The following is a 248-nucleotide window of genomic DNA, read 5'->3' on the forward strand; positions in this document are numbered from 1 at the left end:
CGAGATAGTATTTCTTCTCCCCTGAGGCACGTTGCTCGCCAATGAGCCAGGCTTCGTCGCCGGGGAGATGCTGCTGACCCTTATCCCATATCCGCTGCGGAGGTCCGTCGGCGGTGCGGACACGGACTTAGCGCACCATTTCGACAAGGGCTAACAGAGCGCGGACTGGCTTGGGCCGTCGGCATCCCTCGGCACCTGAAGGTGTATCCGGTCGATGTGAAGCTCATTTGGCCGATCACCAAAGTCCG

General features: G+C 60.5%; 2 pseudogenes. One reads left to right on the top strand and one right to left on the bottom strand.

Annotated elements, in window-relative coordinates:
* Window positions 1-127, bottom strand: a pseudogene (locus FNJ47_RS50925) (IS701 family transposase); the annotation flags it as partial.
* On the opposite strand from FNJ47_RS50925, the pseudogene FNJ47_RS54260 reads away from it, so the two are divergent.
* Window positions 118-248: pseudogene (locus FNJ47_RS54260) on the top strand (transposase); the annotation flags it as partial. The pseudogenes FNJ47_RS50925 and FNJ47_RS54260 sit on opposite strands and share 10 nt — an antisense overlap.

Source organism: Bradyrhizobium uaiense, from assembly GCF_010811875.1.
Classification (GTDB): domain Bacteria; phylum Pseudomonadota; class Alphaproteobacteria; order Rhizobiales; family Xanthobacteraceae; genus Bradyrhizobium; species Bradyrhizobium uaiense.